The sequence below is a fragment of the Frankia sp. AgB32 genome (assembly GCF_023243045.1).
In the GTDB taxonomy this organism is placed as follows: domain Bacteria; phylum Actinomycetota; class Actinomycetes; order Frankiales; family Frankiaceae; genus Frankia.
The window spans coordinates 50,559-68,138 of record NZ_JALKFX010000016.1; the positions used below are offsets into that span (position 1 = coordinate 50,559).

The 17,580-nt window shown below is 70.8% G+C and carries 20 protein-coding genes, 5 pseudogenes and 1 other annotated feature; of the genes and pseudogenes, 8 read left to right on the forward strand and 17 right to left on the reverse strand.

The genetic code is table 11. The annotated features are described in order from the left end of the window. Positions 1–18 precede the first annotated feature (18 nt). Both MXD60_RS07405 and relB read left to right on the forward strand, forming a co-directional pair. A complete protein-coding gene (locus MXD60_RS07405) occupies positions 19–378 on the forward strand; it encodes a type II toxin-antitoxin system RelE/ParE family toxin (RefSeq protein ID WP_518467520.1) in 360 nt (119 codons plus the stop codon). Then, the gene (gene relB, locus MXD60_RS07410) at positions 375–707 is read left to right on the forward strand and encodes a type II toxin-antitoxin system RelB family anti-toxin (RefSeq protein WP_248818240.1); all 333 of its coding nucleotides are present in this window, start codon (positions 375–377) and stop codon (positions 705–707) included. Before MXD60_RS07405 ends, relB begins: the two co-directional genes overlap by 4 nt. 77 nt (positions 708–784) lie before the next feature. On the opposite strand, the gene MXD60_RS07415 is transcribed toward relB, so the two are convergent. The 5 genes from MXD60_RS07415 to MXD60_RS07435 all read right to left on the reverse strand — a co-directional run bounded on the left by MXD60_RS07415 (position 785) and on the right by MXD60_RS07435 (position 5,152). Then, positions 785–2,002, reverse strand: a complete 1,218-nt coding sequence (locus MXD60_RS07415; protein WP_248818241.1) for an ATP-binding protein — start codon at positions 2,000–2,002, stop codon at positions 785–787. A gap of 524 nt (positions 2,003–2,526) precedes the next feature. Next, positions 2,527–2,760, reverse strand: coding sequence for a hypothetical protein (locus MXD60_RS07420; protein WP_248818242.1), 234 nt, complete (start codon positions 2,758–2,760; stop codon positions 2,527–2,529). Positions 2,761–2,996: 236 nt separating this feature from the next. Beyond that, positions 2,997–3,476, reverse strand: a complete 480-nt coding sequence (locus MXD60_RS07425) for a DUF7168 domain-containing protein (RefSeq protein WP_248818243.1) — start codon at positions 3,474–3,476, stop codon at positions 2,997–2,999. Next, complete coding sequence (locus tag MXD60_RS07430; protein WP_248818244.1) at positions 3,413–4,354, reverse strand: DUF2786 domain-containing protein; 942 nt, start codon at positions 4,352–4,354, stop codon at positions 3,413–3,415. Before MXD60_RS07430 ends, MXD60_RS07425 begins: the two co-directional genes overlap by 64 nt. 174 nt (positions 4,355–4,528) lie before the next feature. After that, entirely contained in the window at positions 4,529–5,152 is a 624-nt protein-coding gene (locus MXD60_RS07435) for a superoxide dismutase family protein (protein WP_248818245.1), read from the reverse strand. Positions 5,153–5,300: 148 nt separating this feature from the next. On the opposite strand from MXD60_RS07435, the gene MXD60_RS30230 reads away from it, so the two are divergent. Together MXD60_RS30230 and MXD60_RS30235 are read left to right on the forward strand one after the other, a co-directional pair. Next, entirely contained in the window at positions 5,301–5,564 is a 264-nt protein-coding gene (locus MXD60_RS30230; RefSeq protein WP_518467531.1) for a transposase, read from the forward strand. Further along, positions 5,522–5,638: a sequence feature (AL1L pseudoknot), on the forward strand. Its footprint overlaps the gene before it by 43 nt. Further along, positions 5,621–5,842: pseudogene (locus MXD60_RS30235) on the forward strand (IS3 family transposase); the annotation flags it as partial. It overlaps the preceding feature by 18 nt. A gap of 159 nt (positions 5,843–6,001) precedes the next feature. Here the strand turns inward: MXD60_RS30235 and MXD60_RS07445 are convergent. Further along, positions 6,002–6,289, reverse strand: a pseudogene (locus MXD60_RS07445) (FAD-dependent monooxygenase); the annotation flags it as partial. On the opposite strand from MXD60_RS07445, the pseudogene MXD60_RS07450 reads away from it, so the two are divergent. Beyond that, positions 6,173–6,607 (forward strand): annotated as a pseudogene (locus MXD60_RS07450) (TetR/AcrR family transcriptional regulator C-terminal domain-containing protein); the annotation flags it as partial. The pseudogenes MXD60_RS07445 and MXD60_RS07450 sit on opposite strands and share 117 nt — an antisense overlap. Positions 6,608–6,647: 40 nt before the next feature. On the opposite strand, the gene MXD60_RS07455 reads toward MXD60_RS07450, so the two are convergent. Continuing rightward, a complete protein-coding gene (locus MXD60_RS07455; RefSeq protein WP_248818246.1) occupies positions 6,648–7,097 on the reverse strand; it encodes a group II truncated hemoglobin in 450 nt (149 codons plus the stop codon). Positions 7,098–7,574: 477 nt separating this feature from the next. Continuing rightward, a complete protein-coding gene (locus tag MXD60_RS07460; protein WP_248818247.1) occupies positions 7,575–8,141 on the reverse strand; it encodes a superoxide dismutase family protein in 567 nt (188 codons plus the stop codon). Positions 8,142–8,618: 477 nt separating this feature from the next. On the opposite strand from MXD60_RS07460, the gene MXD60_RS07465 reads away from it, so the two are divergent. Together MXD60_RS07465 and MXD60_RS07470 are read left to right on the forward strand one after the other, a co-directional pair. Then, positions 8,619–9,638, forward strand: a complete 1,020-nt coding sequence (locus MXD60_RS07465; RefSeq protein ID WP_248818248.1) for an AAA domain-containing protein — start codon at positions 8,619–8,621, stop codon at positions 9,636–9,638. A 161-nt stretch (positions 9,639–9,799) separates the two neighbouring features. Further along, a complete protein-coding gene (locus MXD60_RS07470; protein WP_248818249.1) occupies positions 9,800–10,324 on the forward strand; it encodes a pyridoxamine 5'-phosphate oxidase family protein in 525 nt (174 codons plus the stop codon). Positions 10,325–10,333: 9 nt separating this feature from the next. Here MXD60_RS07470 and MXD60_RS07475 read toward each other — a convergent pair whose 3' ends face one another. Both MXD60_RS07475 and MXD60_RS29755 read right to left on the reverse strand, forming a co-directional pair. After that, the gene (locus MXD60_RS07475; RefSeq protein WP_248818250.1) at positions 10,334–10,966 is read right to left on the reverse strand and encodes a hypothetical protein; all 633 of its coding nucleotides are present in this window, start codon (positions 10,964–10,966) and stop codon (positions 10,334–10,336) included. Positions 10,967–11,094: 128 nt separating this feature from the next. Next, positions 11,095–11,772 (reverse strand): annotated as a pseudogene (locus tag MXD60_RS29755) (DUF8742 domain-containing protein); the annotation flags it as partial. A gap of 95 nt (positions 11,773–11,867) precedes the next feature. Here MXD60_RS29755 and MXD60_RS07480 point away from each other — a divergent pair. Beyond that, the gene (locus MXD60_RS07480) at positions 11,868–12,380 is read left to right on the forward strand and encodes a hypothetical protein (RefSeq protein ID WP_248818251.1); all 513 of its coding nucleotides are present in this window, start codon (positions 11,868–11,870) and stop codon (positions 12,378–12,380) included. A gap of 62 nt (positions 12,381–12,442) precedes the next feature. Here the strand turns inward: MXD60_RS07480 and MXD60_RS07485 are convergent, their stop codons facing one another. The 7 genes and pseudogenes from MXD60_RS07485 to MXD60_RS29765 form a co-directional block, all read right to left on the reverse strand. After that, positions 12,443–13,831: a DUF2786 domain-containing protein gene (locus MXD60_RS07485; RefSeq protein WP_248818252.1), complete on the reverse strand. Its 1,389-nt coding sequence runs from the start codon at positions 13,829–13,831 to the stop codon at positions 12,443–12,445. A 279-nt stretch (positions 13,832–14,110) separates the two neighbouring features. After that, positions 14,111–14,815: an HAD family hydrolase gene (locus tag MXD60_RS07490; RefSeq protein ID WP_248818253.1), complete on the reverse strand. Its 705-nt coding sequence runs from the start codon at positions 14,813–14,815 to the stop codon at positions 14,111–14,113. Positions 14,816–14,921: 106 nt separating this feature from the next. Beyond that, positions 14,922–15,326 (reverse strand): SDR family NAD(P)-dependent oxidoreductase, encoded by a 405-nt coding sequence (locus tag MXD60_RS07495; RefSeq protein ID WP_308222396.1) that lies wholly within the window; start codon positions 15,324–15,326, stop codon positions 14,922–14,924. Between the two features lie 46 nt (positions 15,327–15,372). After that, positions 15,373–15,711: a TetR family transcriptional regulator C-terminal domain-containing protein gene (locus MXD60_RS30240; protein WP_248818271.1), complete on the reverse strand. Its 339-nt coding sequence runs from the start codon at positions 15,709–15,711 to the stop codon at positions 15,373–15,375. Then, complete coding sequence (locus MXD60_RS30245) at positions 15,624–15,968, reverse strand: helix-turn-helix domain-containing protein (protein ID WP_518467526.1); 345 nt, start codon at positions 15,966–15,968, stop codon at positions 15,624–15,626. Before MXD60_RS30245 ends, MXD60_RS30240 begins: the two co-directional genes overlap by 88 nt. Positions 15,969–15,980: 12 nt before the next feature. After that, entirely contained in the window at positions 15,981–16,361 is a 381-nt protein-coding gene (locus MXD60_RS07505; protein WP_248818255.1) for a PIN domain-containing protein, read from the reverse strand. 410 nt (positions 16,362–16,771) lie between these two features. Next, positions 16,772–17,398 (reverse strand): annotated as a pseudogene (locus MXD60_RS29765) (TerD family protein); the annotation flags it as partial. Positions 17,399–17,580: the final 182 nt, after the last annotated feature.

Here is a 17,580-nt window from a genome sequence, read left to right on the forward strand (position 1 = left end):
TGGGCGCATGTGGAGGTCGTGTTGCACCCCGAGGTCGAGCAGTGGTTCCTCGATCTGTGCCGCACGGACTCCATCACCGCGGATCTGGTCGCCGAGGCAATCGACGTGCTCGCCGAGAACGGGCCGGGTCCTGGTCGCCCACTGGTCGACAGGCTCAAGGGCAGTACCTATCACCATATGAAGGAACTCCGACCAGGCTCGACCGGCACAAGCGAGATCCGAATGATTTTTGCCTTCGATCCGCATCGTGAAGCGGTCTTCCTCATTGCCGGCGACAAGTCCGGCGCCTGGCGCTCCTGGTATCAGACCGCGGTCCCGCTCGCAGACGAAAGATTCAGCGAACACCTGAGCTCACTCAAAGCACAGGAGGGGTCATGACCACACCGGCGAGCTGGCGTGATGTCAAGGCCCGTGCGCGCGCGGCCGATCCCGAATGGGACATCGCCGCACGCACGTCCCGCCGCTCCGAGATGCGAGGGCGGATGCTCGCCTCGGTCAGTGGCGCGCAGCTCGCCGAGATCCGCGGGCAGCTCGGCGTCACCCAGGCACAGCTCGCCGAGGCCACCGGCCTGACCCAGGCGAGGATCAGCCAGATCGAGAGCGGCACGGCCACCGGACTGGACGTCCTGCGCGCCTACATCACCGGCCTCGGCGGCCACGTCGACATCGTCGCCCGCATCGGCAACGTCCACCTCAACATCGCCTGACCGCGCGCCTTCGACGGGAGGATCAGTCGACATCACCTTCGTCAGGCGCACGTCAGCTGACCACCCGATGTTCTCCGTTACCCGCGCAGCAGGGTGACCGGGCGGCCGGCGGGGCTGAGGGTGGTGGTGATGGCGGTGCGTTCGTCGATGGCGGGGGCGGCGGGGCGCTGGTCGAAGATGGCGAGGGCGCCGGTGTCGAGACCGAGCCGGTCGAGGTAGCGGTCAAGCTGGGCGAGGCCCTGGCGCAGCGGATCCGCCCAGGTCGGGCGCCAGGTCTTGATTTCCAGCGCCTCGCGCTGGACGCGGCGGGAGCCGTCGGGGGCCCGGTAGGGCCAGCGGACATGCAGGTCGATGCGGCCCGAACCGACCGCGTATTCACGCTCGACGAACCCACCGCCGTTCACGACCCGCCGAAGGTAGCCCATGAGGATCAGGTGGGGGGCCGCCTCGGGGTAGAAACCCGTCCCGAGAAGGAATTCGCCGTTCTCGATCCACCAGTCGGCGAACTCGTCGAGCACCTTGGGAAAGTCGAAGCTGCCGTCCGGTCGGACGAACGAGCGGGGATCGGCGGTGACGCTTTCCTGGACGCTCGACGACAGGACCCGAGCGATGACCTCCCGGTAGATCGGATTCGCGACCCGCACGGGCGCCGTCGCCGCGATCAGGCCAAGATCACGGACGTAGACGAGGTCGTCGTCGTAGGGCTCGAGGGCGAGCGGATCTCCCGTCAGCAGGGGGGCGATGATGCGCCGGACCCGCGGTTCGGCGAGCCTGGCAGCCAGCGAGTCCAGATGCGTGGCTCGCTCCAGGACGAGTCGTTCCTTCGCTTCGTCCAGCTGCGCGACGCTGATTGTTTCAGTGCTGGCCCCCGTCATTTTCTCGACGACCTCGCGGGCGAGCGCGTTGACCAGCCACGGCTGGCCGCCGGTCAGTTCGTAGGCATGGTCGACGGCGCCGGGGGCGAACCGCTGCCCGGTCTGCGCGGTGTGCTGGCCGTAGAGCTCGGCGACCTCGGCCGGGGTGAAGTCCCCAAGCCGCAGGGATTCCACTTTCACGTTGAACGGGCTCGCGGTCCCCAGCCGGTCAGGATCGCCGCCGGCGAGAACCTTGTAGTCGCGCACGTCGCGCAGACCGCACAGCGCGACGGAGACGGGGAAGTCCCGGGATCGCGTCGGGAAGCCGGCACGCAGCTGGCGCAGCACGCTGATCAGGCTCTGTCCGCGCAGCGCGTCGATCTCGTCGAAGAACAGCACGAGGGGCCGCGGGCAGGTCAGCGCCCACGTTCGCAGGGCCACCTGGAGCAGGCTGCCCGCCGACTCCGCGGGCCAGGCCGACGGACGGAGATCCGGCGCCAGCTGACTCTCGGCGTTGATCCTGATCTGCGCGAGAATGTCATGGTTGGCCGCGCCGTAGTCGTCACCGGCAGCTTCGGCGACCTCGCAGGAGAAATGTAGTGCCGCGTGGCGGCCCCCGGGCGGTCAGGTCCTGCGCGAGCGCACGCAGCGCCGTCGTCTTACCGGTCTGGCGGGGGGCGTGGACAACGAAGTAGGCAGACTGATCGACCAGGCCCGGCGCCTCCGGCAGCCGTTCCAACGCCGGGATCATGTAATGATCGACCGGGTCACACGGACCAGCCGTGTTGAACCGACGGCTCACCCGATCACTCTTCCCAAGCGTCCTTCACGCAGGTCCGCCACGGCATGCTCCGCTCGCCAGCCTACCTTGATCGACATGCGGCGAAGATCTGGTGATCCAGACGCAGGAGGAGCCGTGACGACACCGTCGAACCGGCGAGTGCGGAGGCGTCGATGATCCGCGCTCAGCGCATGCCGGTGGCGGCTTGTGCGTCGGACAGCGTGGGCCAGCCGGTGCCGAGCATCATCCAGCCGTCGTGGCCGGAAAGGCGGTTGATGGGATCGTGCACCTTGATCTGCCAGTTACCGGCGCTGGTTTCCCGGGCGTAGGCGGATTTGCCCTCGTACGTCCCGTAATAACTACCGAGATCTGCTGTCGGCTCGACGTTCGCGGGGCCGGGTACGTCTTCGGAGGTCATGTGCGGCTCCCACCGGGCGGTCACCGGGACACCCGGCGGTGAGCGGTCCTGCTCGCGGGGCGCAGCGGATGGCAGCGGTCCCCGACCCGGGTCGGTTGGTCCTCAGCACCCTTATCGTAGGCCCTCGTTGCCATCCGGGCCGCCAACGGCTCGCGCGATCAGGTCACAGGCCCGACGCCGCAACGGCGCCGAGATGGTGGCCGCCGGCCCGGGCCGACTCGGCACGTCACGCCCGGTCAACCGGTTGGGTCGGCGGTGACCTGGTCGCGGGTGTGCAGGGAGGCGAGGTCTGCGGCGGCGCGGCCCGACGCCCATCCCTCGCCGTCGGTCGCCGTCACCGACTGGGAGACGATGTCCGGGAACATCGTCTCGGTCGCCTCCCGGACGGAATCGGTGCGGGCGGCGAGCACGGGCAGCAGCCGGTCGTCGCCCGTCTCGGCCGCGGCCTGCTCGCTTGCCTGCTCGGTCGCGGCGCGCAGGCGCTGGCCGATGCGGATCGCGAACGACGCGAGGAACGACTGGCGGAACGACCGGGTGCGGGAACGCCCGTGGCGGTCCTGGCGGGACCCGGCGCGCATCATCGCCGAGGTCGCCTGGACCAGCAGCGACGTGTAGAGCAGTTCGACGGCGTCGAGATCGGACTCGAAGCCGATCACGGTGGTGAAGCCGAGGCTCTTCGACCACACCGCTCGGGCGCGGTTCGCGTCGGCGACCACGTCGAGCAGGCTGGCCTTGGCGACCTCGTAGGGGTTGTCGACGCCGATCCGCCGGCCCCCGGCTTCACGCGGGTGTCCTGTTTCGCCGCGAGCAGTGCCTCGTCGATGCTGTGCCGGGCCATGAGCTGCTGGGCCTTGGCGGTCAGCGCCTCGGCCTCCTCGGCGAACCCGGTCGACTCGGCCTTCGCCAGCAGCCCGCGGACCTTGTCGAGGATGCGCGTGTCCGCACCGTGACCGGCGGTGCTGGTCCCGCCCTGGCCGGTGCCCGGCGGCGGGCACAGGGTTTCGATCCTGGGCATCGCGTGCAGCACCCCGAGCAGGACCAGGGCATCAGCGAGCACCGCCGCCCGGTCGCGGCCCTCCCGCTCGCCCCAGCGGTCCAGCCACTCGTCGTCGCGCTCCCACCAGACGGCGGCGTCGAGGCCTCGCAGCTGCGCCGTCCACCGCTCGTCCACGGTGGCGGCGGCATACCGACGCATCTGGGCGGCGATCGCGTCGACGGCGAGCCGGGCGTGACGCTGGCCCGCCTGGCGGATCACCATGCGGTGCACGTCGAGCGGCTGCCAGCCGTCCTCCCACGTGGCCTCGACGACGCGGTCGAACCAGCCCACCAGGCTGCGGTTGACAACCCGGCGCCCGCCTGCCCCGCCCGGCGGGTCGGCGAGAATCTCCACCTGCTTCGCGAACGCCTCGTGGTCCTCGGCGAGCTGTGCGTTGACCCCGGCGGCGACCAGCAGGTCGGCCACCTGCAGGAGCTGCTCCCGCTGGCTGCGTTCCTCCTGGAAGAATCCCGCCGAGGAGCCGGCGGCCCGGGCTCGGCCGTGGCTCGTGCGCGCCTTCTGCTTGGCCTTGCGTCGTTCACGGTTTCGGCTGCCCATTCCCACCCCTCACCCTGCCCGGTCTCCTGCCCAGTGTCGCAAACGCCGGTCGGCCCACCCGGGTCGGTTCCCGAGACTGAAGTGGGCCTGGCTGTGGTCTCGACGGGGCCGGGTCGACGCCGACCGCGCGCCCGCGGCGGGCAGGGCCGGATCAGGGTTGCCAGTGCGGCTGGGTCAGAGGTCGGCGCAGGCCACTCGCTTGGTCAGGGCGCCGACGGGGTGGATGACCACGGACTTCGCGCCGTCGCCGACGGGCCGGGCGTTGGTGACCGTCGCCGTGCTCGCGCCGGCGGCATCGGCGTCGACGGTCAGATGCACCTCGTTGGGCGGCGTGGCCGGGCCGTTCGGGTCGAACATGAAATGGCCACCGCCGTTGTCCTGCGCGCATGGCTTGGCGTGCAGGTGGGCGACGTAGTGCGCGTTCGGCGCCAGGCCGGTCACCGCCACCGTGAGGGTGGTCCCGGTGGTGGCCTCCTGCGCCAGCCAGGCGGTGCCCCGGACCCCGTCGAGCCCCGCCGGCCGGGTGTTCAGCAGCACGAACGTCGACCTGCGCGCGCCGGCGATCTGGCTGGCCGGCGTCGCCGACGGATCGATCATCGGCGCCATGGACGTCGTGGCCGACGCCGACGCCGTGGTCGACTCATGGGCCGATTCCGGGGCATGGGCCGAGACGCCCGCCGGCGCCGCGGTACCGGACGCCGTGGTGTCGTCCCCGCAGCCGGCCGCCAGTGCGGCGATCACGATCAGTCCACCGATCATCCCTGCGCCGGCACGTCCCCGCGTGAGACCGCGAACCATGAAAATCTTCTCCCGCCTGTGGCTGTGTCGGTCGACCGCCATGGTCGACCGCGACGCACCACCTTGGCGCGCTCCGACGCGCCAGCACCCGAACTGTCGCGAATGCGCCAGGTCGACCCGCCGGACGAGCCCCCCTGACCAGGCACGCGTGTTGCAGGTGCGTCGTGAGCAGCCGTCGGAGGCGTCGCGTGTGATCTCGTCGGTCGCGAAGCGGCTGGATGTGCATCCGGCGACGCTGCGGCTGTGGGTGAACCAGGCTGAGGTCGACCCTCGTCCGGGAACCACCTCGCCGGACGTGGCGCGTATCGCCGAGCTGGAACGTGAGAATCGTGAGCTGAAGCGCGCGAACGAGATCCTGAAAGCGGCGTCGGTTTTCTTCGCGCGGGAGCTCGGCCCGCGACTGCCGCGGTAGTCGCGTTCATCGACCAGCGCAAGGAAGACCTCGGTGGGGTCGAGCCGAGCTGTGATGTGTTGCGGGTTGCCCCGTCGTCGTACTACGCCGCGAGGAAGCGTCCGCCGTCGGCGCGTTCCCTGCGCGACGCCGAGCTCCTCGTCGAGATCGAGCGGGTGTGGGAGGAGGACTACGAGGTGTACGGCGCGCGGAAGGTGTGGCGGGTGTTGAACCGGGAGGGGATCGCGGTGGCCCGGTGCATGGTGGAGCGCCTGATGCGGGCGGCCGGGCTGACCGGGGTGCTGCGCCGCGGGGCCAGGCCCCGCACGACCCGCGCCGATCTGGCCGCGCCCAGGCCGGCGAACCTGGTGGACCGGCAGTTGACCGCGGCGGGCGGACTGGTCGGCGATGAACCAGCCGGTCGGACGCCGTTCGGCCTCATAGCTGTCGAGCAGGGCTGGCGCCGCCTCACCACGCAGCACCGCGGCGGGTTTCCAGGCGAGGTTGTGGACGTCGGCGATGCCGGTGTTCGCGCCGGATGCGGCGTACGGCGGCAGGACGTGCGCGGCGTCGCCCGCGAGGTGCACGCGGCCGGTGGAGTAGCGGTCGGCGATGGCGGCGAGGGCTGGCGGCTGGCGCTGCGGGCGCTCGGCACGTCGGGCTGGCAGGCCGTCGAGCGCCATCCGTGGTTCGCGCGGCTCGCGTTCAGTCGTCCGCCGTTCGGGCCGCTCGCGCTGGGCGTCCACGACGCCGCACTCGCCGAACTCGAACCGCTGGGTCTGCCGGCGGCGACCCGGATGGGTTTCGTCTCCACCGTGCTCGGCCACGTCCTCGGTTCCGGTCTCGCCCTGCTCGAGGAACGGACGATGCGGGCCCGCACCGGCCTGACCACCGACGCCGACCTCGCCGCCGCCGCCCCCTACCTCGACCAGATCGCCGCCACCGGCCGGTTCCCGCACTTCAGCCGCTGGGCGGCCGAGCCCGACCGGATGAGCCCACCGCCTCAGACCTTCGAGGCCATCCTGGAATGGCTGCTCGACGGCCTGTCGTCGCTGGCCGGGTGACGCACGCCAAGACCGCCGGTATCGCGGCGCGTCGCCGGACTCAGCGCTGGAGACCGTTCCAGGACCATCGCGGGAGGGCCAGTTCCGCCGGGACGTCGTCGGCGGAGTCGTGGTACGCGGACATGGTTGTCGTGGTGGCCCAGGCGAAGTAGTCGTGCAACGCCTGCCGGAGCGGTTCGCTGAACGCCGGGCGGACGTCGCTCAGCGCCCGGTCGAAGCAGGCGATCGCCCGGCGGTCCATCTCCTCGTGCGGGCCGTTGCCGCTGTGCATCCGCACCACTGACGTCTCGTCGCCGTAGGCGTCGGAGTACGTCGCCGGCCCGCCGAGGGCCTGCGCCCAGTAGGTGGCGAGGCGTTCACTGTGCTGCGGATGGAACCCGTGGCTGAACCCGTGGCTGACGACCTCGTCGGCCATCACCCGTCGGTGCCACGCCTCGGCCAGGCGCAGCAGACCCTCGCCGCCGCCCGCGGCTTCATAGATGCTCTGCATGGCCCCAAGAATGACAAGGCCAAGGTACTGATGACGGCGCGGTGAGACCGACGGCGCGGTGAGACCGACGGCGCGGTGAGACCGACGGCGCGTTTCGGACTGGCACTCCCAGCCGCGACCCGACGGAATCCCATGGAGCGTCCCATGTGATCATAGTTTTGGGTAATCGACCGGTGACGTATAAACGATGACTGGATCACTTTTGGTGTCGGCAGGGGAGCGCAGTGTCACACTCCGGAAGTACCGACTTGGCTGGCGCTGCGGACGAGGGCGGCGACGCGGTCAGTCCCGCGCCGACCGACCCGACCGCGGGTGCATCAGCGGGTCCCGCTGCGTCCTCCGCCCTGCTGGCGAAGGACATCGAGCCGCTGCGCAGGGCCCGCGTCGCCAGGACCGCCACCCTCGGTCTGCAGACGGAGGACCTCACCGCGGAGCGCCCTGCGCCCGAGGCAACAGGTTGGTCCTGCGCAGGGTGGATCAGAAGTCGGCGCAGGCCACCCGCTTGTCCAGGGCGCCGACGGGGTGGATGACCACGGACCTCGCCGCCTCCCCCACCGGCCGGGCGTTGGTGACGGTCGCCGTGCTCGCACCGGCGGAGTCGGCGTCGACCGTCAGATGCACCTCGTTGGGCGGAGCGGCCGGGCCGTTCGGGTCGAACTTGAAGTGACCCCCGCCGTTGTCCACCGAGCACGGCTTGGCGTGCAGATGGGCGATGTAGTGCGTGTTGGGTGCCAGACCGGTCACCGCGACGGTGAGGGTGGTGCCGGTGGTCGGGTTCTGCGCCAGCCAGGCCGTGCCGCTGACCCCGTCCAGCCCCGCCGGTCTGGTGCTCAGGAGCGTGAAGGTCGACTTCTGCGCGCCGGCGATCCGATCGGCCGGGGTCGCCGACGGATTGATCATCATCGGACTCATGGACGGCTCAACCGACGCCGACGCCGACGCCGACGGCGAGACGGTCGTCGCCGCAGCGCCGGAATCCGACGTACTGCCATCACCGCAGCCGGCGGCAAGCGCAGCGAGCACGACCAGGCCCGCGACTGCCATCGCGCTGGCACGTCCTCGCACAAGACCGCGAATCATTAAACTTTTCTCCTGCCCGTGGCTGTGTCCGACGACTGCCATGGTCGACCACGACTCACGACCTTGGCCCGCTCCGACGCGCCGGCGCCCGAAGTGCCGCAATTATTCCAGGTCATCCCTACGACGAATCCCCTCGGCCAGGCCCGTCCGGGGGCCCCCGGCTTCGTTGGCCTCTCCCCCTACCCGCCGAGGATGCGGGAAGCCGATCTGCGTCATCCCAGTTCCGAGCACGACGTCCTGGTCGGTTCTGCCTGTTCGTTCGACCACGTAGAACGGCTCACTCCTCACCGTGAAGGTCGTCAGGTTCGCCGATCTTCCCGATCCCTATCTGTGGATGTGGAAACAGCCACCGACGTTTCTCGTCGAGGCGCTGCGTAGCAGGTTCCTGGGGCTTGGCGCGGCGCCGCTCGCGTCCGCGCTGGCCGCCGGGTCGATCGGCGGATGGTCCGCGGCGGTTCCCGATCCCCCGGGTTTTCATCCGGCTCGGGCCGACGCCTACCGCCGCCCTGTCTCGGCCAGGGCGTGCGTCTGGTGTGGGGGCCACCGGGCACCGGGAAGACGACCGTCCTCAGCCGCGCCATCTGCGATCTCACTGGCCAGGGAGACCGGGTGCTGCTGGTGTCCGCCACCAACATCGCGGTGGACAATATCGCGGTGGACAATGCCCTGCTGGGCGTGGTGAAACAGCGGCGGCACACCACCGGCCAGATCGTCCGGGTAGGGCCACCGCAGCTGAAAGCGACCGCCGACGACCCCGACGCCTGCCTCCCGAAGACCGAGGTGCTCGACGCGGCCACCGCGAGTGAGGCGGCGGCGCTGCGCAGCGCCGGGCGTCACCGTCAGCTCGAGGACGCGCTCGCGTTACTGGAAGCCCAGCGGGGAGTCGCCCGATGGCGCGCGAAGGACCGTCGCGAACAGCTGCAGGCCGAGCTGCGTACGGCCGAACAACGGGCCCGCCAGGACGCTGCGGACGCGGCGCGTGCACGTGTCGTCGCGGACGCCCGCGGCGAGGCCCTTGACCGGCACCTGAGCGCGCTGATCGCCCACATCCCGTACACCCGTGACCAGAGCGATACCCACCAGGCCGGCTTCCGCCAGGCGTGGTCTGCCCATCAGCTGGCCGACCAGCAGGTCCGTGAGGTGCGCCGAAAGGCCGACCTGCGGCAGCGGCAGGCGCGGCGCGCCAAGGAGGCGCAGACCCTCACCGCCGACGCCGAGCAGCGGGGTTGGCCGGCCCGTCACGCCACGATCGAACGTCTGCGGCCGCAGGCTGCCGAGGACAGCCGGGGGGATCTGAATGCCGAGCTCTTCGCCCATCCGCCGCACTGCGGCCAGTGCGGCGGGACCAGCATCGAGATCCGGCGCCGCAAGAACGACACCTGGTTCTGGCGCTGTTACGACGGCGTCTGCAAGGCGGACCCAAGGGCGGAAACAGGAGCAACGCGTGGACACAGGACATAGCCATGGCCGGCGGAAAACCGGTGGGCAGGGCGATGGGGTGATGCGACGCTGACGGCACGGAAACCCCTGCGACCGGGTCCCCGCATCTCACGCCCACCCGGGCGCGCGACCGGTTCGACGACGACCTGGACCGGATCCGCGCGGTTCTCGACGAGGCGCGGATGTGCCATGTCGGCGTGGTCGTGGACGGCTGGCCGCATGTGCTGCCGACCCTGCACGTCCGCCGCGGCGACACCCTGCACCTCCACGGGTCGGTGGCCGCCCGGATGCTCGCCGCCGGCAGCGCCGCCGCCTTGCCGGTCTGCGTGACGGTGTCGCTGCTGGACGGGCTCGTGCTGGCCCGTTCGGCCTTTCATCACTCGGTGAACTACCGGTCGGTGCTGGTCCGCGGCCTGGCCACCCCCGTCACCGACGAGACGGAGAAACGCGCCGTGCTGGACGCGTTCGTCGACCGGACGGCGCCGGGCCGCTCGGCCGCCTGCCGCCCCCCGAACCGCCGGGAGATGGCCGCTACCACGGTGCTGGCCATCGCGCTCACCGATCCCGCCACCAGGTCACCCTCAAGGCGCGCACAGGCGGGCCGGTGGACGAGCCCGAGGATCTGGCCCTGCCCCACTGGGCCGGGGTCATCGCGGTCCACACGGTCGAAGGCGAGCCGCAACCAGCCGCGGACCTGGTCGACCTGACCGCGCCGATCAGCGCATGACAGCAGGCCGACTCACCCTTCCCGAACATGGCCGTTGATCTTCGCCTCGGAGACCTCTTCGGCTCGGTTCGACGATCTTGCGGAGCTGGCCGGCCGCGTCGCGGGTGTACGGGTCGTCGGACAGGATCGTGCGCAGCTCAGACCACTTCAGGTCGGTGCCCGCGGCGGCGCGCACCGACCGCGCCGTGGCCACCAGGGCGTCGAGCGTCGCGATCTCCGCCCGCAGCTCCGCCCGGGTGCGCGCCGCCGTCGCCGCGTCGGTGACCTCCTCCAGCCCGACGACGTCCTCCTCGGCCAGGTCGAGGGCCAGCTCGTCGAGGCAGACGGCCAGCGATCCGCCCGCCAGCGGCGCCAGTGACCTCTCGGCCTCGCGCGTGAGCCGTCCACCGCCGTCGACGAGCTGCTGGCGCAGGCGCTCGCGGCGGCGTTCCAGGCTGCGCAGGATCGCCTCCGGGCTGGAGGCGAGCCGCCGCTGCAGGACGGTCATCGCGAAACCGACCGTGTTGCCGCACTGGACCTCACCGCTTTCCCGCAGCCGGTCCGCCCGCCCCATCTCGTAGCGCACATAGTCGGTGACCGCCTCGTAAAGCTCCCGCTCCGCCGGTGACAGCGTGAAGGGCACCGTGTAGGCACGGCACTCCGGGAAAAACGGCCGGCCGTCGAGCGTACGCAGATTCTCCTTGAGCAGGCGGCGCCTGAGACCGGTCGTGTCCGCGACGCCGCCGTCGGCGGTGAAGTCGCCTCGAACCGGTCCGGGTCGAGCAGCGCGAGAAAGGCGTGGAAATCCTCGTGCCGGCCCGCGTGCGGGGTCGCCGTCATCAGCAGCAGATGGCGGGTGCGGTCGCGCAGCAGTTCGCCGAGTTCGTAACGCCGGGTGGTCCACAATTCGTAGCCGGAGTAGTGCGCGGACATGCGGTGTGCCTCGTCGACGATGACCAGGTCCCACTCGCTGGCCGCCCGCAGCCGGACGAGCAGGTCATCGTTCCTGCTGAGCTGATCCATGCGGGGCGAGCAGCAGCGGATGGCGTCGAAGACCTCGCTGCCGGGAGCCGCCGCCAGATCAGCGCTGGGCCGCTCGAACACGAGCCCGAACCGTTCCCGCAGCTCGCCCTGCCACTGGTCGATCAACGATCCCGGGACGACAATGAGGCAACGCCTGACGTCGTCCCGCAGCACCATCTCCTTCAGGTAGAGACCGGCCTCGTGCGAGCGTCGCAACACCGATCTGCGCGCCACCCCGTCATCACCACGGTATTCGACGAGGACGCCCGGACCGACCCATCGGACCGAGCTGACCACAACCGCCTCGCCGTGCGCGATACCGGCGACCCGCAGCCCCGGTCGCAGGTCCTCCAACGGCATTCCCGCAGGTACCAGGCCGCTGTCGTCCCCCTGGACCCAACCCCCCACCACCGCGACCGTGAACATTGACAGTCCACCATATGCACAGAGCCTCCACGGCCGCGGTGGCACGTGATAGAACCCGGAACAGTCCTTTCTTCCCTGACCTCGGAGGAAGTATCTTGGCCGCACGACGCCCCGCTCGGACGCGGCAGCGCACCCGCTCGCCGCGCAGCACCCGGAAAAGCACCCGCCGTGAACGCCGTAACCTGCAACTTCTCGCGTTCACCCTCGTCGCCCTTGCCGGAGTTTCCCTGGGCGTGTCGTGGCGGTGGTGGTGCATTCCGGTCGCGGCGCTCGCCATCGCCTTCACGCTGGCCTTTCGCTGGCCGACGCTGTGCCGGGCACACCGCACGGACCGCGGCGTCTGCGAGGCCACGGTGAATGGCTGGCTCACCGGATGCGAGCATCATGTGGCCGTCAAATGGCGTGATCTGCGCGCGGTGCTGTGGCCACCCAACGAGGTTTCGCCCTTCCACCGGGCGGCGCTCGCCGTGCGTATCCCCGCCCGGGAGGCTTACGCCCAGGCCATCCTCGACGGCGCCCCGCGACACATCACCCTGCGCAACCTCGCCACCGCGATGGTCCTGGTCATCAGCTTTCTGCTGACAGTGCTCGGCATCGCTCTCGGCTGACCGACGAACCGCCATCACCGCCGCCGGCAACGAGCACGGCGATCACAGCCACGTCGGCGATGTCAGCCACCTCGTTCGCCGGTGACCTCGTCGCGGATGCGCAGGGAGGCGAGGTCGGCGGCGGCGCGGCCGCAGGCCCATCCCTCGCTGTCGTTGGCACGCAGGGACTGGGCGGCGATCCGCGGGAACATCGTATCGGTCGCCTCCCGGACCGCGTCCGTGCGGGCCGCCAGCGCGGGCAGCAGGCGCCCTTCGCCGGCTTCGGCCGCGGCCGCCTCGCAGACCTGCTCGGTCGCGGACCTCAGGCGCTGGCCGATGCGGATCGCGAAGGAGGCGAGGAACGACTGGCGAAACGACCGGGTGCGGGATCGTCCGGCGCGGTCCTGGCGGGAACCGGCCCTCATCATCGCTGTCGTCGCCTGGACCAGCAGCGACGTGTAGAGCAGTTCGACGGCGTCAAGGTCGCCCTCGAAGCCGACGACCGTCGAGAAGCCGAAGTGCTTCGACCACACCGTGCGGCAGCGGTTCACCGTGGCCACCACGTCGAGCAGGCTGGCCTTGGCCACCTCGTAGGGGTTGTCGATGCCCACCCTGCGGGCGGCCGGTTCCGCGGGGTTCCCGGCCCCCGCGGCGAGCAGTGCCTCGTCGATACTGTGGCGGGTCATGAGCTGCTGGGCCTTGGCGGTCAGCGCCTCGGCCTCCTCGGCGAACCCGGTCGACTCGGCCTTCGCCAGCAGCGCGCGGACCCGGTCGAGCATGCGTGGGTCAGCGCCGCGGCCGGTGGGCGGGGCGGCGCGGGGCGGGGGTTCGCGTCGGGCGGTGCCGGGCGGGGGACAGAGCACCTCGAGTCGCGGCAGCATCGCCAGCAGGTTGAGAACGAAGTGGGCCTCGGTGAGCGCCTGCGCGCGGCCGCGACCTTCGTTGTCGGCCCAGGCATCGAGCCAGTCGTCGTCGCGGTCACGCCACGCGAGGACACCGAGGCTGTGGAGCTGGGCTTTCCAGCGCTTGTCGACGGTCACGGGGTCGTAGCGGCGCATCTGGGCGGCCATGGCGTCGACGACGAGGCGGGCCTCCGCCGGGCTGGCGCGCCGGCTCACGACCCGGTGCGCGTCGGCCGGCTGCCAGCCGCGCTCCCACGCGTCCTCGACGATGTTGTCGAACCATCCGGCGAGCACCCGGTTGACCAGCCGGCGTCCCCTCGACCCGCCCGGTGGATCAGCCAGTATGTCGACGCACGACGCGATCGCGTCGCCGTCCTCGGCGAGCATGGCGTTCAGCATCGCCGCGACCAGCGCGTCGATCGCGTCGACAGGCGACGCGCTGCCGATCGGTTCATCGCCGGCCCGTTCCGCGCCGGCTCGCTCCGCTGTCCTTCCGGCGGCCCGTGCGCGGCCACGAGCCGCGCGGGCCTTCTGCGTTGCCTTGCGGCGTTCGCGGTTACGGCTACTCATCCTCACCTCGCACACGCTCTGCCCCACCCGGGTCTTCGCATGTCAGCTTTCCCATGTCGGCCGGAGTGAGGCTACGAATAAAACTCGAGTCTCGGGAGGCCGGTCTTTTCCAGCGCCACCGGAGAAGCTTGTCGCTAACCCTAGGGCATGACAGAAAGGTTTGGGTCGTCCTCGCGGAAAATGCTGCCTACAATCGCCAGAAGCCAGCAGTGAATCAGCCGATGAGAGGCAGTCCGAAATCAATCAAACCGACAATGACGATAAACCGTGTTACCAGCTTCAGGATTGAGTGGCACCGAAGACGGCCAGCCGCAGCGCGGACAGGTCGGTGAGGTCGGCGAGCACTGCCGCCGCACCGGCGGCGGCGAGCTCAGCGGCGCTGTCACGGCCGGTGGCCACGCCGACCGGCCGGACACCGGCATCGAGGGCGCCCTTCACATCGTGGATCGTGTCGCCGATCACGACCACGCGGCGCCGGGGAAAGATGACGTCGTGGGTGGCCTCGGCCTGGGTGACGGCGAGGGTCACCAGCACCGCCCGGTCAAGCGCGGCATCGCCGTACCCGCCGACGTCGAGGTCAAGATGTTCGGTCAGATTGAAGGCAGCCAGCTTGGTCTCGGCAACGGGCCGGAGATTACCGGTGACCACCGATTGGACGATGCCCGCTCCGACAAGATCAGCGACGGCCTGATGGGCGCCCGGCAGTGCGTGGCCGCGGGCCCGCATCGTGCCCCGCAGCTCGCGGGCGGCGTCGGCCATCGCCGGGTAGAAGGCGCTGAGCAGCGGCTCCGGGTCGGTGACGCCACCGAGCCGCAGCGTTTCCAGAACGATGGCCCGCTCGGTCCGGCCGGTGAGATCGGCCAGTTCGTCGAGCGGCCGGCCGACGACCTGCTCGAACGCACGGGAGTAGAGCCCCCGGCTCACGCCTCCACTGTTCAACAGCGTGTGGTCGATATCCCACAGGACAAGAGCGGGCGCGGCCACCCACGCATGCTTTCACATTCGGGTTCGCCCCCGGGCCGCAAAGCCGCCGACCGCCCAGCCGACAGCGACCAGCGCCGGCATGCGGGCGCACCGTGCCCACCTCACGTCAGATCGAGGCGCCGCCGTCGATGACCCGGTCGTGCCCGACGGCGAACGCCGCCTCGGTGGACAGCAGCCACAGCACGGCGTCCGCGACCTCCTTCGTCGTCGCGGCGCGTCCCGCCGGATTCGCCGTCCGCAGCCGCTCGTCGCGCTCGGCCTGGGTCTCCCCGAGGCGCAGCGACATCGGCGTGTCCACCGGCCCGGGGCCGACCGCGTTGATCCGCACGCCGTCGCCGATGTACTCCAGCGCCGCGGCGCGCGTCAGCGCACTCGCGCCCGCCTTCGAGGCGACGTACGCCCCCATCCCCGGCAGCCGGGCGTGCGCACCGAGGTTCGAGGCGAGGCATCTGCTCGTTCCTTCGACGCCTCGCTGGCGCGACGCCGTCCTCGATGTTTGAGACCGATCGATCTGTTATCCGGCGCATCTTGCTTCGCGGCCAGTCGCTCGCCGCACGTCAGACGGCGGCCGCCGCCAGGACGCCCAGGGCCTGTTCCGCGGCCATCGACAGGCTGGTTCGACCGTTGGGGCTCTTGCCCAGCACCCTGACGCCCTGAAGGACGGCGAGCAGGAAGGCCGCCAGCGGTCGCGGATCGACATCCGCGCGCAGCTCGCCCTGCGCCCGGCCGCGCTCCAGCGCCGCCGTCAGCGCCACCTCCACGGTCGTCCAGCTCGTCTCGACCCGGCGACACACGTCGGCGTCCACAGCTACCCGTTCGATCGCCGCGTTGACCACCAGACAGCCACGGAAACCCTGAGCTCCCAGGCTCTGCGCGACGTAGCCCTCGACGACCATGCGCACCAGGGGCAGAACCGGGCCCGGGGGCCGAAAGCCGCCGCACGATCTCCGGATCGCGCTGCCGGATGTAACCGGTCCAGGGCCATCAGGTACAGCTCGTGCTTGCCCCCGTAGATGGCGTAGATACTTGCCCGCGCGACATCCAGGCTCTCGACGAGGGCAGACATCGACGTGGCCTCGTAACCCCGCTCCCAGAACAGCTCCAGGGCGGCCTGCAGCGCCACGTCCTCGTCGAACTCCTTCGTGCGGGGCATGGCGCAACGTGGTCAGGCGGCGAGGTTCATCAGTTCGACGGGCTCGCCGGCCCAGCGTTCCGGCTCCGCGGTCGCGATGACCGCCTCGACGGGTCGCTCGGGTTGCGGGGCTGCCGCGTGGCGGGTGTGCGCCGCCCCCCAGGTCCGTCTGCGGGCGACGGCGATGGTGGCCGGCAGGTCGAGATCCAGGATGCCGACGCCCGGCAGGGACGCGATGTGCTCGGCGACGCCGCGGCGGATGCGGTCAGCCTCGACCAGTGCGCAGGTCGGCGCGTACAGATGGATGCCGCCGCCCTCGCCGGCCTGGCAGACCAGCCGGGAGGCGCGGCGGTTGCCGCGGGCGATCAGGAGCATCGCGGTCGGGTCCAGGACCACGTGCAGGGGTTGGTTCATCGCGTTGCCGGCTGCCGGTACCGCGCGAACCAGCGCTGGAAGTCGGCCTCGTGCTCGGCGGCCTCTGCCGGTGTCGGGTCGTAACCGGAGAAGGCGAACAGGGCTGCGAGCGCCCGCTCCGAGCGTTCGCGCCGCTCCTCCTCCGAGTAGACCTCGACCGAGTGGGCCAGGCGTGTCAGGTACGCCCGCAGTGACATTCCGGATTCCTGGGCGATGCGTTCCAGTCTTTCGCGGACGTCTTCCGGGACGCGGATGAGGGCTTCGGTCACGGCCATGTCATCTCCTGTCAGCAGGCGCGCCGGACGGTGTCCGATTAGCCTACGACAAGTGAAGGGCAAGTTGATCTGCTTTGAGGAAAATGCTGTCGAGTGACCTGTGCGGAGCGCACAACCGGCGAGGAACGCCGACGCCCCCCCCCCGGGGGGGGGGGGGGGGGGGGGGGGGGGGGGGGGGGGGGGGGGGGGGGCGGGGGGGCCGGCGGGGGGGGGGGGGGGGGGGGCGGGCGCGGGTTCCTCGGCCACCTCTCCGCCGTAGGAGCGGATCAGTTCCGCGAGGCCGCCCTGGAAGCCCTGGCCGATCGCGGCGACCCGCCAGACCCCCTTGCGGTAGACGTCGCCGATCATCACGGCGCGCTCGCTGCTGAAGTCGGCGCCGGTGAACGGGTAGCGCAGCACCTCGGTCCCACCAGCGACGACGCGCAGGTAGCCGGCGGAGATCGCGGCGGCGCTGCCCGCGCCGTCCAGGGCCGCGCAGAACGACAGCCGGCCGATCGAGGCCGGCACCCGGTCGAGGTTGATCCGGAAGCCCTGGCTGTCACCCTGCTGTGGGCTGACGAGCTGGATCGACGACTCCGGCGAGTTGGGCTGGTTGAAGAAGACGAAGTAGCGGTCGTCGGAGAGCCGGTCGTCGGTGTCCAGGCCGAAGCAGGAGATGTCCCACTCCCCCGGCGCGTTGATCTGGATCCCGACGTAAAGGTCGGCGCTCTGGGTGATCGTCGACAGCTGCGCCTTCTGCCCGCGACCGAACTGGGTGACCAAGGCACTCCCTCCCTCGCCTGCCACCGGCCGCGCCGACCGGCCAGGCCCGTCCGCCTGCGAACCGGACTGCGGGCAAACTAGCAGCTACCCGCCAGCTGACCGAACACGCCAGCCGCCCGGACCCTGTCAGTGACAGGACAGCGGGCGACACCGAGGACATCAGCGTCGCAGCCGTCGCGCCC

Excerpts from the sequence above, each read along its gene's own strand:
- relB (WP_248818240.1), top strand. The coding sequence starts at position 375 with ATGACCACACCGGCGAGCTGGCGTGATGTCAAGGCCCGTGCGCGCGCG.
- MXD60_RS07420 (WP_248818242.1), bottom strand. The coding sequence starts at position 2,760 with ATGACCTCCGAAGACGTACCCGGCCCCGCGAACGTCGAGCCGACAGCA.
- MXD60_RS07430 (WP_248818244.1), bottom strand. The coding sequence starts at position 4,354 with ATGGGCAGCCGAAACCGTGAACGACGCAAGGCCAAGCAGAAGGCGCGC.
- MXD60_RS07435 (WP_248818245.1), bottom strand. The coding sequence starts at position 5,152 with ATGGTTCGCGGTCTCACGCGGGGACGTGCCGGCGCAGGGATGATCGGT.
- MXD60_RS07455 (WP_248818246.1), bottom strand. The coding sequence starts at position 7,097 with ATGCAGAGCATCTATGAAGCCGCGGGCGGCGGCGAGGGTCTGCTGCGC.
- MXD60_RS07460 (WP_248818247.1), bottom strand. The coding sequence starts at position 8,141 with ATGGCAGTCGCGGGCCTGGTCGTGCTCGCTGCGCTTGCCGCCGGCTGC.
- MXD60_RS07465 (WP_248818248.1), top strand. The coding sequence starts at position 8,619 with ATGGTCCGCGGCGGTTCCCGATCCCCCGGGTTTTCATCCGGCTCGGGC.
- MXD60_RS07470 (WP_248818249.1), top strand. The coding sequence starts at position 9,800 with ATGTGCCATGTCGGCGTGGTCGTGGACGGCTGGCCGCATGTGCTGCCG.
- MXD60_RS07485 (WP_248818252.1), bottom strand. The coding sequence starts at position 13,831 with ATGAGTAGCCGTAACCGCGAACGCCGCAAGGCAACGCAGAAGGCCCGC.
- MXD60_RS30240 (WP_248818271.1), bottom strand. The coding sequence starts at position 15,711 with ATGGTCGTCGAGGGCTACGTCGCGCAGAGCCTGGGAGCTCAGGGTTTC.
- MXD60_RS30245 (WP_518467526.1), bottom strand. The coding sequence starts at position 15,968 with ATGCCCCGCACGAAGGAGTTCGACGAGGACGTGGCGCTGCAGGCCGCC.
- MXD60_RS07505 (WP_248818255.1), bottom strand. The coding sequence starts at position 16,361 with ATGAACCAACCCCTGCACGTGGTCCTGGACCCGACCGCGATGCTCCTG.